At 68.4% G+C, this 16,146-nt stretch carries 14 protein-coding genes; 5 read left to right on the top strand and 9 right to left on the bottom strand.

Translation table 11 applies throughout. From position 1 onward, the window contains the following. The first annotated feature begins 8 nt into the window (after positions 1-8). Positions 9-590, top strand: a complete 582-nt coding sequence (locus BLR41_RS22365; protein ID WP_143012992.1) for a hypothetical protein — start codon at positions 9-11, stop codon at positions 588-590. Next, on the top strand, positions 587-1,243 hold the full coding sequence (locus tag BLR41_RS04570; RefSeq protein ID WP_092626664.1) for a hypothetical protein: 657 nt from the start codon (positions 587-589) through the stop codon (positions 1,241-1,243). The genes BLR41_RS22365 and BLR41_RS04570 overlap by 4 nt, the downstream gene beginning before the upstream one ends. Positions 1,244-1,550: 307 nt before the next feature. On the opposite strand, the gene BLR41_RS04565 is transcribed toward BLR41_RS04570, so the two are convergent. After that, positions 1,551-1,946, bottom strand: coding sequence for a DUF2267 domain-containing protein (locus BLR41_RS04565; protein ID WP_176797809.1), 396 nt, complete (start codon positions 1,944-1,946; stop codon positions 1,551-1,553). A 258-nt stretch (positions 1,947-2,204) separates the two neighbouring features. Here BLR41_RS04565 and BLR41_RS04560 point away from each other — a divergent pair, with 258 nt between their 5' ends. Beyond that, a complete protein-coding gene (locus BLR41_RS04560) occupies positions 2,205-3,242 on the top strand; it encodes a baeRF2 domain-containing protein (RefSeq protein ID WP_092626839.1) in 1,038 nt (345 codons plus the stop codon). Positions 3,243-3,413: 171 nt separating this feature from the next. Here the strand turns inward: BLR41_RS04560 and BLR41_RS04555 are convergent, their stop codons facing one another. The 8 genes from BLR41_RS04555 to BLR41_RS04520 form a co-directional block, all read right to left on the bottom strand. Beyond that, positions 3,414-3,656, bottom strand: coding sequence for a DUF2283 domain-containing protein (locus BLR41_RS04555; RefSeq protein ID WP_092626661.1), 243 nt, complete (start codon positions 3,654-3,656; stop codon positions 3,414-3,416). Positions 3,657-3,841: 185 nt separating this feature from the next. Then, positions 3,842-5,641 carry an IucA/IucC family protein gene (locus tag BLR41_RS04550; RefSeq protein WP_092626660.1) on the bottom strand — a complete coding sequence of 600 codons (1,800 nt, stop codon included), beginning with the start codon at positions 5,639-5,641 and terminating at the stop codon, positions 3,842-3,844. Then, positions 5,638-6,228, bottom strand: coding sequence for a GNAT family N-acetyltransferase (locus BLR41_RS04545; RefSeq protein ID WP_092626658.1), 591 nt, complete (start codon positions 6,226-6,228; stop codon positions 5,638-5,640). The genes BLR41_RS04550 and BLR41_RS04545 overlap by 4 nt, the downstream gene beginning before the upstream one ends. Beyond that, a complete protein-coding gene (locus BLR41_RS04540; RefSeq protein ID WP_092626657.1) occupies positions 6,225-7,562 on the bottom strand; it encodes a lysine N(6)-hydroxylase/L-ornithine N(5)-oxygenase family protein in 1,338 nt (445 codons plus the stop codon). The genes BLR41_RS04545 and BLR41_RS04540 overlap by 4 nt, the downstream gene beginning before the upstream one ends. Before the next feature lie 25 nt (positions 7,563-7,587). Then, on the bottom strand, positions 7,588-9,153 hold the full coding sequence (locus tag BLR41_RS04535; protein ID WP_281240926.1) for a pyridoxal phosphate-dependent decarboxylase family protein: 1,566 nt from the start codon (positions 9,151-9,153) through the stop codon (positions 7,588-7,590). Positions 9,154-9,862: 709 nt separating this feature from the next. Beyond that, the gene (locus tag BLR41_RS04530; RefSeq protein ID WP_092626654.1) at positions 9,863-11,743 is read right to left on the bottom strand and encodes a dynamin family protein; all 1,881 of its coding nucleotides are present in this window, start codon (positions 11,741-11,743) and stop codon (positions 9,863-9,865) included. Beyond that, positions 11,740-12,330: a nucleotide exchange factor GrpE gene (grpE, locus tag BLR41_RS23945; protein ID WP_425426878.1), complete on the bottom strand. Its 591-nt coding sequence runs from the start codon at positions 12,328-12,330 to the stop codon at positions 11,740-11,742. Before grpE ends, BLR41_RS04530 begins: the two co-directional genes overlap by 4 nt. Before the next feature lie 107 nt (positions 12,331-12,437). After that, positions 12,438-14,036 (bottom strand): dynamin family protein, encoded by a 1,599-nt coding sequence (locus BLR41_RS04520; protein ID WP_218119895.1) that lies wholly within the window; start codon positions 14,034-14,036, stop codon positions 12,438-12,440. 110 nt (positions 14,037-14,146) lie between these two features. On the opposite strand from BLR41_RS04520, the gene BLR41_RS04515 reads away from it, so the two are divergent. Together BLR41_RS04515 and BLR41_RS04510 are read left to right on the top strand one after the other, a co-directional pair. Further along, on the top strand, positions 14,147-15,346 hold the full coding sequence (locus BLR41_RS04515; protein ID WP_245693855.1) for a sensor histidine kinase: 1,200 nt from the start codon (positions 14,147-14,149) through the stop codon (positions 15,344-15,346). Between the two features lie 62 nt (positions 15,347-15,408). Then, the gene (locus BLR41_RS04510; protein ID WP_092626650.1) at positions 15,409-16,065 is read left to right on the top strand and encodes a response regulator; all 657 of its coding nucleotides are present in this window, start codon (positions 15,409-15,411) and stop codon (positions 16,063-16,065) included. The last annotated feature ends 81 nt before the right edge of the window (positions 16,066-16,146 follow it).

The raw sequence follows: 16,146 nt of genomic DNA, 5'->3' as shown, positions 1-16,146 counted from the left end.
TTTGTCCAGTGGATGAGCACGAGCGCGATGTTGTTAAGGGTCGGTATGTCGATGCTTGGTCTGAGTCTTGCGAGGTAATCTACTTCCGTTGGGAAAAATTTGAGCTCAGTGATTTCAATGGGCGGGAGGAGATTGGGACCAGGTCTATTGGGTTCAAGATTGGTTTTGTAGTCTTTTTCCCGCTGCTGGTTGCCTATGCCTGGATCAGGGAATGGTTCGAGGCCTTCGGCCTGGTCAAGGAGTCCTATCACCACGTCAAACCGGCGCCCGGCGTCATCTCCGTCTCCGGTTCGAAGAGCAATCCCGGCCCGACCTCGTTGATCGACACGGTGAAACGCACGCAGCGCCGGTTGTGGCTGGTGGTTTCCCGCTCGCGGGTCGCGGTGGTGGTGCTGAACAAGCCGGACAAGCCGCCGCGTGTGGTGTGGCAGAGCGACGAGTCCTCCTCGGTCCGGTTCCACCACGCCTCGCAGCAGAGCATCGAGGTCGCCTGGCCGGACGGTTGCCGGGCGTACTTCTGCCCCACCATCGAGGAACGCAAGCTCATTACCCGCTTCGTCAACGCCACCTGGAACAACGAACCACGATGACCGACATCACCGACGACACCACCGATACCGCTCAGGAAGTACCCCGCTACTCGCTCGTGCTGCCCGAGGGCTTCATCGAACTTCCCGACGGGGAGCCGACCGAGGAGAAGCTGCACGCGCTGGCATCGGCCGTGGCGGTCCGGTTCGGGCTCCCCGAGGACACCGAGATCGATCAGGGGCTGGCCGGTGTCGCGGCGATGCTGATGACGCTCGGCGCCTCCGCAGAGGCGGGCGGGGCGCACTACAACGCCGCCGCCGTCTTCCGATCGGCCCAGGAAGCGCAACGACCGTTGATGGTCGTGGTCAGCTGCTTCGTATTCGGCTCGGAACGAACCACACGGCACACCGCCGTCGCCGCGCTGGAGCAGTACTACGGCAATCAGTCGGGCACGGAGGTCGAAGTGGTCGAGCTTCCCGCAGGTGAATCCGTCGTGACCCGTGCCGCCACCCCAAGCACCGTCGAAGTGGGCGAGGAAGCCGTCGAGCTGACCAATCACGCGATCACGGCGTGGATTCCCAGTCCTGCCGTGTCGGACATCCTGGGGGTTTCGGTCACGAGCAACAACACCGAGGACTGGACCGACATCGCCGACCTGGCCCGGGGGATATTCGAAACGGTCGAATGGCTGCCCGACGATGACGACACCGCCTGAAAGTGCGGCAGGGTGAGCGGAGTTCCTTACCGGCGACCCCACGGTTTTCGCCTGAGCTTCTTCGTGGTGCGCGGCATCACCCGACACCGAATCCGCGTCAATTTCTCGCGAAATGTACGAACGACGCCGACGGCACCGCCGCCGAACCGGCGTAAATTTCTCGCGAAATCGCCGCGCGGCGGTGCTGGTCCGGCTTCGCTCGGGCACCGGGTGCGGTCACTGGCTGCCGAGTGCGATCACTGGGAACCCCCGAGATTCGCCGAGGAGCTCCGGGAACCCCGGGAACTCCGGGGGGGCTCGCGGGACGCTACTGGAAGAGCCCGGCGATGGAGCCCGGCAGCTGCTCCACGGTGTCGGAGGTCTCGCCGGCGGGAGCCCACTGGCGCAGCGTGCTCAGCACCGCCCTGACCTGGTCCTCGGTCGTCTCCAGGTCGGTGGTGGCGATCTCGCCGCTGACGCGGTCCAGGAACTCAAGCTTGTTCAGCGAACGCGCCTGCCCGCTGCGCTGCGAGAGTTCGTTCCGCAGCTCCTCGGGCAGCCCCTCGGCGAGTTCGTCGACCTGTCCGGCGCTGACGGCCTCGGCCAGCGTGGTCAGGGTGGCGCGAGCGACGCGGGACGCCTCGTCCGCCGAGGACATGCCCGCGCTCTGCCGTACCTGCTCGGCGAAGTCGCGCATGGGCTCGCTCTGCCAGATCTCTGCCATCGAACTCCCTCTTCGGATCGTTTCCGCCTCCCGTCCCCGAAACCGGAGTGGTCTCCCCGGGGCGGCTCTCATCGCAGTGCCCACGCCGCCGTGGTCAATAAACGTGATCTGAGTCACTCTATGGCACTCTGTGGGTTTGCCGCGCTGTGTGCGGGGCATGCACATGCCAGTGACTGTGATCGACGTGTGAGCACTTCTCGTGAGCGTTCGACGTCGGTCCGGAAGAACGGTCCTTGGAGCTGAGAGAGGGGAACGATGATGGACTTGACGCGGCTGCGGTCGGTCTACGAGAGCGAGGGACCGTTCGCCACGGTGTACCTGGAGGGACGCTCCCCGAGCGAGGAGTCGGCCGATCAGCTGCGACTGCGGTGGCGTGGCCTGCGAGAAGGATTGGCGGGCGCCGGCGCCGGTGACGAGGTGCTGGACGCGCTCGAAGCGTACGTCCTCGACGCCGAGTACGGCGAGGAACAGGCCAACGGGCGGGTGCTGGTGGCCACCGAGAACGAGGGAGTGCTGCTCGCCGAGCCGTGGGACGCCGCCCTGGGAGCCGGTGACGCGCAGTACTGGACGCGGCTGCCGGAACTGGGCGCCTACGTGCGCGAGGAGTGCCGCTCGGTGCGCATGCTGGTGGTCATCGCCGACGAGCAGGGTGCGGTGGTCCGGCAGGAGGTCCTGGCCCAGCAGCACCATCCCCGGGAGCTGGGCAGTGAGACCGTCGAGGGCGGTGCCGAGACCGACACGCACAAACCGCGCGGCGCGGCCCTGGCGCACAAGCAGTTGCAGCGCCGGGCCGAGCAGGCCGTCGAGCACAACGTCGAGGACATCGTCGAGCGGCTGCGCACCATCGAGGCCGAGTTCCGGCCGCGGCTGCTGGTGCTGGCCGGTGAGACGCAGGCCCGCAGCATGGTCCGCGAGAAGCTGCCCGAGCGGCTGGCCGAGCTGCACGTGGACGCCGACCGCGGTGGTAACCAGGACGAGGCCGCGGAACAGGCACTGAACGAACAGCTGCGCGAGATCGCCGAGAAGGAGAGCTCCCGCAACGCGCAGGAACGCGCCGAACAGCTCAACGCGGGACTGGCGCACGGACAGGCCGTGCACGGTGACCACCCGGTGGCCCGCGCCGCCGAGATGGGCGCGGTGGACACCCTGCTGCTGGAGTACGGCACCGGAACCGAGCGCGAGGCGTTCCTGCTCAAGACGTGTGCCGAGACCAGCGCCCGCGCTGATCTGGTGGAGTCCGGCACCGGTCTGGCCGAGGGCGTCGGAGCGCTGCTGCGCTTCCCGGTCGACAACTGAGTCGACAACGGACCGGTGGACCCGCCCTCCGGCCGGTCGCGGTACTCCTTCGGATGATCACGGACGACCCCGGCTTCGGAACAGGCCGGGGTCGCCGCGTGTCCGCCACGACTCGATCCCGCTCGACGCTGCGCACATGCTCGACGAGTCGTTACCGAGCAGGACCGGATCTCAATCCCGACATGAACGCGGCATGTGCTTTTCCGCGTCCAGCAGTTCCAGGTTCAACAGTTCGCCGTCGTCCGAGAAATCGAGAAGCGCGACCGTTTCATCGTTTTTGCCGCGCACCTCCAGCGTCTCGGGAGGGTTGCCCGAAAGTTTCCCGTCGAACTTGAAAACCGCGGCGTTGGCTCGTTTGTCCCAGGACCACTCGACGTGAAGTGATCCTGTTGCTTGGGGCTCTTGTTCGTTCATTCCAAGTGTTTTTCCGGTGGGGATTTTTCGCTGAGCATCGAAAACCGTACCGGTGGGGCGTGTATCGGGAGTTTCGCGAGATCGCGGGACACATCGCGTGCAACCACGCCACGCGCCCCACGACCTTGAGTTGCTAATCACGCGGGCGGCTAACCGACCACCGACGCGAGCTCCGCCATGGCTCCTCAGTCCCGATCGGGCGCGTGGGGCGCGATGGGGTTGTCCAGCGTTCCCGCGATCTGCAGCGCGCTCGCCGGGTCCTGCAGGTTCACCATCTGCTGGTTGTCGCCCAGCTGCAGCCGGTTGAGGCAGGACAGCTCGTAACGCTCGGCGAACAGGTCGTACTTGCGGAACCGGTCCCGCAGCTCCGGCGCGGCTGCCTCGTAATCGGCCACGCACTCGGCCACCGTCCGCCAGAACTCCCGCTCGTCCAGCAGCCCGTGCTCGTGCGTGATCGAGCACAGGAAGCGGAAGAAGCAGTCGAAGATGTCGGTGAACAGCGAGAGCGCCCGCAGGTGCTCCGGCACCTCGGAGCGGATCCGCTCGATCTCGGCCGGGAGTTCGGTCTCCGGCTCGATCACGGCGACCTCCTCGCCGATGTCCTTGAGCAGTGCCCGCTTCGGCACCCCGTCCTCCAGCACCAGGATGATGTTCTCGCCGTGCGGCATGAACACCACGCCGTAGGCGTAGAAGCAGTGCAGCAGCGGGCGCAGGTAGGCGTCCAGGTAGCGCCGCAGCCAGTCGGCCGGTGCCAGCCCCGAACGGTTGATCAGCGTGCCGACCAGGGGCTCGCCGGACTCGTCCACGTGCAGCAACGCGGCCATGGTGGCCAGCCGCTGCCCCTCCCGCAGCTTCGGAACCGGGCTCTCCCGCCAGAGCGCGGCCAGCATCTTGCGGTACGGCGAGTCCTTCGCGGCGGCCGTGTAGTACTCGTTGTGGTATCCCACCGCCGCGCGTTCCCGCAGGATGTCGAAGCCGGACTCGCGCAGCAGCTCGTCACCGGCGACCAGCTCGCCCACCCAGTCGTTGATGGCCGGGGTGGCGCGCATGTACTCGGGCGAGAGCCCCCGCAGGAAGCCCATGTTCAGCACCGAGATCGCCGTCTTGACGTAGTTCCGCTCCGGCGAGTCGGCGTTGAAGAACGTGCGGATGGACTGCTGCGGCAGGTGATCGTCGTCGCCGTCGCCGAGGTGGATCAGGTTGCGGGTGGCGAACTCCGCCGCGAAGGTCACCGGCAGCTTGTTGTCCCACTGCCAGGGGTGCACCGGCACGAACAGGTAATCGGCGGGATCCAGCCCGAACTCGCGGATCCGCTTCTCGAACCGCTCCCGGGTCGATCGGTCCAGTTCGGACCGCACGAGCTCCTCGTAGTCCAGCCCCGCCGAGGCGCTGAAGCCGACCCGGTCGCGGTGCGCGGCCAGCCACACCAGCTTGAGCGGCACCCCCGCCTCCGGCGCGTACTTCGCGGACTCGGCGAGGTCGAACCCGATCCGGCCGCTGTTGGCCAGGAAGCACGGATGCCCCTCGGTCATGCCCGACTCGATCGCCTGGAACCCGGCGTCCAGCAGCTCTCCTGAGCTCACCCGGGGCTTGGCGAGTTTGAACGCGTCGCTCTCCAGCGTGCTGCTGATCTCCTCCAGATACACCGGCAGCAGCCCCTCGTGCAGCCCCAGCGTGTCGCGCAGCTCCAGGAAGAGCTCCAGCGCGTCGAGCGGCAGCTCCGCGCCGTCGCGGTGCCGGGTGATGCTGTCGGTGTCGATCGACCAGTGCCGCAGGCTCCCGATCCTGGCCCGGAAGTGGTAGCGCACCCTGCCGTCGTCGCTGCCGAGCACGTAGCGTCCTTCCCCGACCGGGGTGGGGGTCAGCAGCCGTTCGTGCGAGAGTTCGGCCAGCGCCTTGCGCACCAGGCGGCGGTTCACCAGCCGCCAGTGCTCCGGAGTCAGATGGCCCGCGGGCTCGTGCGTGCCGGGGTTGCCGGAACTCACCGTGATACCTCCCCCTCGGTCGAACCCGCGGTCCTGCTCGCCAGGTAGTCGGCGCGGGTGCAGATGCTGAGCAGCGCTCTCTTCTCGGGCAGCGAGACGGTGTCGACCACTCCGAAACCGACCTCCGCGTTCAGCGCGTGCACCGAGGTGTTGTTCACGTCGGGTTCCACGACCACCCGCTCGGTCGCGGGGTCGGTGAACAGCATGTCCATCACCGTGGTGAGCACGGCGCGGGTGAAGCCGTGCACCGGCATACCGGTGGGCGCGGCCAGGAAGTGCATCCCCACGTCGCCCGGCCGAACGGGATACAGCTCCGCCAGTTCCGAACGGGCCGGGTCGTACCGCTCGATCAGGAAGGCGGGAATCCCGTTGTGCAGGCCGACGAACGCGTCGTTGCCCGGCGTCGCCTCGATGGTGCGGAACTGCCGCCGCACGTCGGCCGGTTCGGCGTCGAGCATCAGCCAGAAGGCCGACTTCGGGTGGGTGAGCCAGCCGTGCAGCAGCTGGGTATCCTCGTCGGCCGACACGGGGCGCACGGCGAACTCGCCCAGCCGTTCGTCCGTGCGCTCGAACACGATCTCGGTCATGCCGCCGACTCCTCTCCTGCCGGTTCGCTCCGGGCAGGTCCGAGGTCGCCGGGAGCGCCGAAGTCCTGGAAGGCGATCGAACGTTCGACCGGGTAGTACTCCTCGCCGAGCATCCCCTGGATGATGCGCGAGTTCCGGTACGCGGCCATCCCGAGGTCGGGGGTGACGAAGCCGTGCGTGTGCAGCTCGGCGTTCTGCACGTAGATCTCCTCGCCGGTCGGGTCCACGCCGTAGCCGCGGCCGACGTCGAACCTGCCCGACTCGTCCCAGCTGATCCGGTGCGTGATCGGTTGCAGGAACTCCGGCGTGCGGTACCGGTAGCCGGTGGCGAGCACGAGCCCGTCGGTGTGCAGGCTGAAGTCCTCCTGCTGTTCCCACTGCCGCAGTCCCAGCGTGTAGCCGCCGTCCGCCGGGTGGTGTTCGGCCGAGGTCACCTCGGTGTTGGTCAGCAGTCTGGTCGGGCAGGGCCCGGCCACCCGCTTCAGGTAGAGCAGGTCGAAGATCTCGTCGACCAGTTCAGCGCTGATGCCCTTGTAGAGGCCGTGCTGCTGCGCGAGCAGCGACTGCCGGGTCCTGTCCGGCAGCGAGTGGAAGTAGTCGACGTACTCCGGCGAGGTCATCTCCAGGGTCAGCTTGGTGTACTCCAGCGGGAAGAACCTGGCCGAGCGGGTCACCCAGTTGAGGGTGTAGCCGTGCTCGTCGATCTCACCGAGCAGATCCCGGTATATCTCCGCGGCGCTCTGTCCACTGCCGACGATCGTGATGCTGGGTTTGCGCACCAGCGAGTCCCGGTTGTGCAGGTACCGCGACGCGTGAATCACGTCGCCGCCCAGGTCGCGGCACGGTTCGGGGACGTGGGGCGGGGTGCCGGTGCCCAGCACCAGCCTGCGCGCCCGGTGCGTCTCCGTCCGCCCGGTGGCGACCTCGGTGGCGTGCACCAGGTAGACGTCCTCGGTCGGGTCGTGCTCGATGCGCTCGACCCGGTGGCCGAACCGGACGCTGTCGAGGTTGCGCGCCGCCCAGCGGCAGTACTCGTTGTACTCCACTCGGGGTGGGAACCAGTCCGCCCGGATGTAGAACGAGTAGAGCCTGCCGACCTCCTTGAGGTAGTTCAGGAACGAGAACGGCGAGGTCGGATCGGCCAGACTCACCAGGTCGGCCAGGAACGGCGTCTGCAGGGTGGTGTCCTGCAGCATCATCCCGCCGTGCCATTCGAAGTCCGGCTTCTCGTCCAGGAACAGCCCGTCGAGCTCGTCGATGGGCTCGGTCAGGCAGGCCAGACCGAGATTGAACGGACCGACCCCGACGGCTACGAAGTCGTAAGTGGGGGGCATGGGGTTTTCCCTTCGGAGTTCTCGGTCAGCTCGCACGGCGCTCGGGATCCGCCTCGGGCGTCCCGGTCAGGTACCGGTTGCCGTGTTCGACGATCAGCTCGCACACCTCGGCGACGTCCCGCAGCGTGGTGCGCGGGTTGAGCAGGGTGAACTTCAGGTAGGTGTTCCCGTCGACGACCGTCTCGGCCACCATCGCGGCACCCGAGCGGTACAGCGCGTCGCGCGCGTGCAGGTTGACCCGGTCGCAGAGCTGTCCGTCCGCGTTCGCGGCGGGCACGTAGCGGAACACCAGGGCGCTCAGCTCGGGACGGTTGACCACCTCGAAACGTGGATCGGCCCGCAGCATCTCCCAGGTGCGCTCGGCCAGGTCCAGCACGTCGTCGAAGAGTCGCCCGAGCGCGTCCGGGCCCATGATCCGCAGGGTCAGCCAGAGTTTGAGCGCGTCGAACCGCCTGGTGGTCTGGATGCTCTTGTCCACCTGGTTCGGAACCCGTTCGGCCACGTGGCGCTCCGGGTTCAGGTAGTCCGCGTGGTAGGTGGCGTGCCGCAGCACGGAGCCGTCCCGCACGAGTACCGCGCTGGAACTCACCGGCTGGAAGAACGACTTGTGGTAGTCCACGATCACCGAGTCGGCGCGTTCGATCCCGTCCAGTCGGGCGCTCTCCCGGGAGACCAGTAGACCGCAGCCGTACGCCGCGTCCACGTGCAGCCACACCCCGAACCGCTCGCACAGCGCCGCGATATCGGAGAGCGGGTCGATGCTGCCGAAGTCGGTGGTGCCCGCCGTGGCCACCACGGCCATCGTGGTCAGTCCCGCCTCGTGGCAGCTCCGCAGCAGCTCGTGCAGCTCGTCGGCCCGCATGCGCCGGTGCTCGTCGGTGGGCACGGTCAGCACCGAAGCAGCGCCCATGCCCAGCAGTTTCGCCGCCTTGACAACGCTGAAGTGGCTGTCGGCCGAGGCGATGACACGCAGGCGCGACAGCTGTTCGGCGCGGTCGCTCTCCGGTCCGCCGGTTCCGCTCTCCGCCGCGTGCCGTTGCAGCGCCTGCTCGCGGGCTATGAAGAGTCCCTGCAGGTTGGACTGGGTTCCTCCGCTGGTGAACACCCCGTCGGCGGTCGGGCCGAAGCCGATGCGGGCAGTGGTCCAGTCGATCAGCCGCCGTTCGATGAGCGTGCCGCCCGCGCTCTGGTCCCAGGTGTCCAGTGAGGAGTTGATCGCCGAGCCGATGGCTTCGCCCAGCAGGGCGGGGATGACGATCGGGCAGTTGAGGTGGGCCAGGTAGCGCGGGTGCTGGAAGTAGACGGCGTCGTGCAGGTAGACCCGTTCCAGCTCGTCGAGCGCGCTCTTGGTGTCCGGCAACGGTTCGTCCAGGTCGATTCCGCCGATGACCGGCCCGAGCTGCTCGGGGGTGACTCCGGTGGTGGGCTGGTGGCCCGGATCCAGGAGTTCGCCGATCACCCGCTGTACCCCTTCGGTCACCGAATCGCGGTACTGCTCGGTGTTGTGTTCGTCCAGCAGGTACGACTTGGGGTCGACGGACTGTGCCGATGTCGCAGCGGTCTGCTCGGCCGGTGGTACGAGGAAACTCACGAACCGTCCTCCTCGGTGCTGGGTGTGCGATGCCGGATGGCTTGGGGGCGTGCGCCGCATCGCGGCTTCGAGTACCTCGTTGCGAGGTCAGCCACCGTGTTCGGCGCGTCGCGACCGTGCGGAATTAGGTTAGCCTAATTTTCATTGAACTTAGGCTAACCTATTTCGAGCTCGCTGTGTCGTGAGTCCGTTCACGTCGGACGTTCGGTCGGGTGGTGGTGTCGTCGGGTGGTGGTGTCGTCCTCGCGGCGAAACTCGCCGGCGAGGCCTCGGAAGCGAATACCCGCCACGGCCGGCTGCCCCTCCCGGAGTGTGGGAAGCGGAAGTGGTTAGAGGTCTCGCTCGTGGGGTCCCCTGTGGCCGCTCAGCCGTCCCCGCGCCACCGTGTCCGCGGCGTCGATTTCTCGCGAAATCGCCGGGCGGCTGGGCGAGGGGACCCGGTGCGTGAAGTGGTCCGGCCTGGGCGTTCGTCAATTTCTCGCGAAATCGCCGGGCCACTTCAACGCAGGCCGAACTCCCACCACCTACACAGGCCGAACCTCGACCACTCACGCAGTCGGCACCGCCGCGGGTTCTCGGGTGCGGCTCTCGCGAGGACGGTCCCGACGTGGCGTAGTAACACTCGATGTCGGGGCACCCGCAGCGAGAGCCGTGCCAGAGGTTCCGCCAAGCGACCACCCACACAACCCGGCCGGGCAGCCCCGATCCTTCACCCGGAGCGGTCGCGCAGCCCGCGTATCCGTTCCAGCAACCGCTCCACGTTGTCCCGGCCGGAAACCGCCTCCTCCAACCTGCGGTTCACCAGCTGCAACTGCCGGTTGCGCTCGGCCGAGTCCAGCTTCAGCGCCTGGTCGATCTCGCGGAGTTCGCTCTCGATCGACTCCATCCGCTTGCTCAGCGCCTCGTCGAGCGCGAGCGACAACTGCTGCTCCGCATCGATGAGCTGTTCGGAGACCAGTTGGTCCAGTGCCGAGCGCGCTTCCGAGATCGCGTCGCCGAGCCACTGCTTCATGTGCTGCTTGTCGGCAGCGTGCTTGCGGGTGCGGGCCATCCACCAGCCCGCCCCGAGGCCCAGCACGATCGTCACCGGCAGCACCACGGGATTGAGTGCGCCCACCCCGATCCCCGCCAGCGGCATCGCCGCGGCGCGGCCGACTCCCAACCCGCCGGAAACGCCCATGAAAACCAGCAGTTTGTCCTCGGCGGTGGGTGGCCTGCTCTCCGGTGGGCGCAGCGCCACCGGGGAGCGGTTACCGCGTGCGAACTGGGCGCGGATCACGTTCAGCTCCGCCTCGCCGAACAGTTCGGCCAGCGAGTCGCGAGCCACCTCGTCCAGGCGGCCCGACAGCAGGGTGGCCACTCGCGTCGAGACCAGCTGCAGCGCCGAGTCGACCTGCCCGGGCAGCGACGCCAGCTTCTCCCCGTCGGCAGTATCGACCTCGCGTCGGAACCAGTTCTGCACCTCGCGCACCCGGTCGGTGACCTCGTGGCTGGTCTCCACGCGGGTGCGCTGGATCCGCCCGCGCAGCTTGACCTGCCAACCCCGGGTGGAGGAGCGGCGCGCCGTCGCGAGCTCCTCCCGTCTGGCGCGCAGTGACTCCACTTCCCTCTCCCCTGCGGTGAGCGCCCGTTTCTCACCCTCCAGGCCGGAGACGATTTCGCTGAGCACTGTGGACATGCCGCGCATGGTGTTGGCCTCGCCGAGCATCGCGGAGTGGCCCGCGACCAGTTGCCGCAACGCGGAACGCAGCTCGTCCACACCGGAGCGTTCCCGCAGCATCGCCGCGCTCTCCGGGGCGGAGGAACGTGCGGCGAGTTCGGCCATCCGCGCCGAAACCGGATATATCGGAACCTCGGCGAACCGCGGGGCGTGCGTGGCCAGCAGTTGCCGGTTCTCCTCCAGCACCCTGCGCCAACCCCGATGCCGATCCGTCTTGGTCAGCACGAACAGCACGGTCTCCACGCGGTTGCTCACGCTGTGCAGGAAGTCCAGCTCGCCGCGACCGAACGGAGCCGAGGCGTCCGCCACGAACAGCAGCGCGGTCGCGGAAGCGGCGGCTTCGGCGGCGAGCTCGCCGTGCACGGCCTGCAGCCCGCCAACTCCGGGTGTGTCCACCAGCGTGAGTTCTCGCAGCGGTTCCAGCGGAGCATCGACCCTGATGTATCTCGGTGGCAGTTCACCGGCCGGGAGCTCGCCAGCTCCCGAGGACCAGGAGCCCAGCTCCTCGATGTCGAACCGCACCGGTTCCTGCTCGCCGGGGTAGCACGCGTAACCGGCCCACTCGGTACCGTGCTGGAACCACAGATAGGTGGACGTTGCCACATCGGCATCCACGGGGGACAGATCATGGCTGCCCAGCAGAGCGTTGACCAGGGAACTCTTTCCCCGGTTCGTCTCGCCGACCGCCACCACCCCCGGAACGGCGGTGCGCGAGTTCCTGATGCGCTCGATCCACTCAGCAGCCTCGGTGTCGACCTCCCGCACCAGCGCGGTCAGGTTCTCCCGGGTCTGCTTCACCTGGGTGGGCAGTTGCGAGGCCGCCGCCGCGTCGGCGCCCGGCAGGTTCGAGAGCGGAGAGTTCGTGCTCATGACGCGGTGGACTCACCGGAGGACGTCGGTTCCACGGTGGAACTCTCGTGGTTCGAGCGGTAGACCACCACGACGGGGGGCCGCAGCATCCGTCCTCGGTCGGAGAACCCGAGAACCTCGGTTTCCGCGATGACACCGTCCAGCGAGTGGTCACCGGTGGCGACCGTGCCTCCCGCCTCGTGCCTGGTCGGGTCGAACCGCTCCCCGTCGGGACGTAACGCGGTTACCCCCACAGTGCTCATTCCCTCCGTCAGCCGTTCGGTGACGCCCGCGCTGCGCGTCCGGTCGAAGGCGTACATGCACAGTTCGATCAGCTTTTCCCGCTCCGCCAGCGCCTGGTCCAGCGGGTCGACGAGCGATTCGTTGCTCAAAGTGGCCATCAGCGTTTCCGAACTCCGTTGCGGCTTGCCCAACCCCAGGTCTCTCGGCCGAGGGACGCGATACGAAGCCCCTGCTGCCGCCGCATTGGACGCGGCGGCGCGGTGTTCGGTTCCACTCGCGAGTAATCTCGCGCTCGGTTCCGGCAGGGCTGTTCCGGCAGGGCTGTAACGACGCCGCCCGGCATGGCTGTGACCCCCACCCGACAGGGACCCCCACCCGACAGGGACCCCCACCCGACAGGTGTGGGGCACACCGCGGGTCGGGCGGAGCGGGGCGGGCCATCGAGCACTGTCGGCACGTTCGAGGAGTCCGGTCACCCGCGCGTCCCGCTGCGCAGTTGCTGCCACAGCAGGAAGTAGGCACGGTGCACCACGTGGGCCACCCGGCTCTGCGCCGGGGTGGCGCCCAGCGATGCGAACGAGCGCCACCAGTTGGCGCGTTCCATCGCGTACTCGAGCAGCCGCTCCGGAGCTCCCCCGAGCATCCCCAGCCTTTCGGACGGATTGTTCGAGGCCCCCAGCCGCAGCACCTCGTCGAGCAGGTCGTTCGGCAGCGTGACCTCGCCCGAGGAGACCAGCGTCAACACCTCCAGCAGCCGCAGCTGGTGCGCGTCGGGCCGTGCCAGCAGTGCTTCGATCCCGTCCTGGATCCGCCCGCGTTCCGCCGGGTCCCGACTCCGCTGCGCCACGGCCGTCATCGACGCCAGACCCGCCGCGGCCTTGATGCCGTCGGCCCGGGCGCGGAAGACCGCGTTCAACCTGCGGGAGACCTCGGACAGGCCGGAGGACTCGTGCAGCACTCGACGCAGTTCCCCCGCCGTGATGTCCGGGTCGGCGGCTATGGCCTCCAGGGCACACCTGATGCCGTACAGATCGAGCAGTTCCAGCAGGCGGGTCCGGGTGCCCGTCGGCACGTCGCACTCCCAGCCGGTGAACAGATCCGCGGAGATCAGCAGGGTTTCCCTGGTCGTCTCGTCCAGCCCGGCAAGCCGGTGCAGCGCCTCGGCATCGGAAGCGGTGAACACCCCGGTCTCGGCGGTCTCCGCGAGCAACCCGACCACCGGGAGCACGTCGGTCACCCGCGGGCCGAGCTGCCGGGCCTGCCTGCCGGCCAGCAGACTCGCCGCGTGCCACACGCTGCCGTCGCTCTCGCGCACCGACTCCGGCTCCACCGTGTCCGCCTTGTTCAGCACGGCCAACGCGTTCGCCGGGCCCGCGGGGCGGTTGCCGGTCGCGGCGCCGAACGAGCTCAGCGCCCGCCGGTCGTCGGCCCGCACCGACTGCGTGACGACGTAGAGCACGGCCTCCGCGCCCGCCACCGCGCTCCGCGACACCGGGTCCAGTGCTTCGGCGCGTTCCTCCGGCTCCGCCGCTTCGGTCCCCGCCGCTCCGGTCTCCGCCGCTCCGGATTCGCCCGGCACCGCCTCCCTACCCAGTACCGCCTCGGTGCGGGCGACCGAGGAGTCGTCGGTCGACCCCAGCCCCGGAGTGTCGATCACCGTCAGATCGCGCAGCGCCTCGTTGGTCAGGTAGGCCTCCAGGTGTGAGACGCGCTCCCGCTCCACTCCCAGATCAGCCGGGATCGCCCCGTCGGAGGTGAACGGCAGCGACCGTTTGCCACCGTCGCGCAGGACCACCTCGACCCGGTCCACCGTGCCGTACCGGAATCGGGTGACGACCCGCGTGCACTCGCCGACGTCGGTCGGCGCCACGTTACGTCCGATCAGGGCGTTGACCAGCGTGGACTTGCCGGACTTGATCCTGCCCACCACCGCAAGCTGCAACGGTTCCCCGAGCCGGAGCACCACCTCGTGCAACCCGTTCGCGGTGTCCGCTCCGACCCTGCCGCGCAGGTCGGCGCACAGCCGCGCCACCACGTCAGACAACGGCCCGCGGGTTCGCTGCGTAGTCAACGGGCTCCTTCCGTGCGAGGCGCTGTCGACCCTCTGCCTCTCAAGTATGACCTCGATTTCGACCCCGGAATGAGGCGATCGCCGACTCACCTGGCATAGCATCGGCGGACGTGCGGCGACTCAGTCTGTGGATGCGTGCGCATCCGAGCGTGGGCGATGTCTCGATCATGGTATTGCTGCTGTTTACCGAGCTCGCCGCTGTGGTGATAACCTGGGGTGCCGAGCATCTGATCGGGTTCTGGAGCGTCCTGGCGGGCGCGCTGCTGGTGTTCCCACTCGCGTTCCGGCGGAACCTGCCCGGTGTGACGGCCTGTGCCGTGCTGCTCGGTCTGCTCTTCCAGCTGTTCGGTCCGCACCCACCCCTCTTGCGGCCGGGTTTCCTGGCAGTGCTGATCATGGTCTACACCCTCGTCGCCTATGTCGGCAGGAGGGCGGGGGGCGGTTACGTGGGCGCGGTGCTCGCGGTCTGGCTGCTGTCGAGCTATCCGACGACCGGTGTCACGCCCCCGTGGGCGCTGTTCGCCGTGCAACTGGTGCTCGTGCTCGGATTCTGCTGGGTGCTCGGCGAGTACTTCGGGGCCCGCCGGGCCTACCAGGAGGCGATGGAGAGCCGGCTGCGCGGTCTGGAGTTCGAGCGCGACCAGCAGGCCAGGATCGCGGTGGCCGAGGAACGCAACCGCATCGCCAGGGAGCTGCACGACGTGCTGGCCCACTCGGTGAACGTGATGGTCACCCATGCCGACGGCGCGGCGTACATCGTCCGCGACGCCCCGGACAACGCTGTGCGGGCGCTGCACACGATCGGGGACACCGGCAGGGAGGCACTCGTCGAGTTGCGCAGCCTGCTGCACGTGCTGCGGAACCGGACCGAGGCCGACGACAGCGCCCGACGCGACCCGCAGCCCGGCGTCGGCGGGGTGTACGAACTGGTGGAGCGGGTGCGTGGTCTGGGGCTGCCGGTGACGTTCCGGGTCGAGGGTGATCTCGATCGGATTCCCACCGGACAGGGGCTGGGGATCTATCGCATCGTGCAGGAGTCGCTGACCAACGTGCTCAAGCACGCGGGATGGCACGCCACGGCCGCCGTGCTGCTGCGCAACGACGGCGAGCGGGTGCGGATCGAAGTCACCGACAACGGGGCCAGGGGAGTGCTCGCGTCGGAGGCGGTGCCGGGCGGCAACGGTCTCATCGGGATGCGCGAACGCGCGGCCATCTACGGCGGGAGCCTGGAGGCGGGACCGGCGGAGGAGGGCGGTTGGCGGGTGCGCGCGGAGCTCTTGTTGGCTGGGGAGTCCGCGACCGCGAGCTGAGCGGGGTACCCGTCCCCCACTACGGAAACCGGGCCGGAGAATTCTGCTATAGGCTGATCCGCATGGTTCGGGTGGTGCTCGTCGACGACCAGGAACTCATGCGGGTGGGGCTGCGCATGGTGCTGGACGCCCAGGAGGACGTGGAGGTGGTGGCCGAGGCCGACGACGGTGCCGCGGCGGTCGAACGAGCACGGGAACTCGCTCCCGACGTGGTGCTGATGGACGTCCGCATGCCCGGCATGGACGGGGTGCGCGCCACCGAGCTCATCGTGGGCGAGGAGCTCGCCAAGGTGCTCGTGATGACCACCTTCGACCTGGACGACTACGCGCTGTCCGCGCTCCGGGCGGGAGCCAGCGGATTCCTGCTCAAGGACACGCCTCCGGCGGATCTGGTCTCCGCGGTGCGCTCGGTGGACGAGGGCGACGCGGTCGTATCGCCGAGCGTGACGCGCAGGTTGCTCGATCGTTTCATCGGAACGGGCGAGACGAAGCTGCGTGACGACTCCGTACTGGAGTCGCTGACCGGGCGCGAGCGCGAAGTGCTGGTCAACATGGCACGTGGCCTGTCCAACGGCGAGATCGCCGAGCGCCTCTACCTTTCGGAGGCCACCGTCAAGACCCACATCGGCCGTATCCTGGCCAAACTCGAGCTGCGCGACCGGGTGCAGGCCGTGGTGCTCGCCTACGAGACGGGACTCATCCGCCCCGGCACGGAGTGATTGCCGCTGGCTCCGCCTCGGTTGGGTCCGGGGTGGCGCCGCTCGGTGTTCACCGTCCGTGCACCCCCGGACCCGTGCCGC

This window comes from Actinopolyspora mzabensis (genome assembly GCF_900101095.1).
Lineage (GTDB): Bacteria > Actinomycetota > Actinomycetes > Mycobacteriales > Pseudonocardiaceae > Actinopolyspora > Actinopolyspora mzabensis.
The sequence above is the reverse complement of the archived record's forward strand: the minus strand, read 5'-3'. Positions and strand labels throughout refer to the sequence as shown.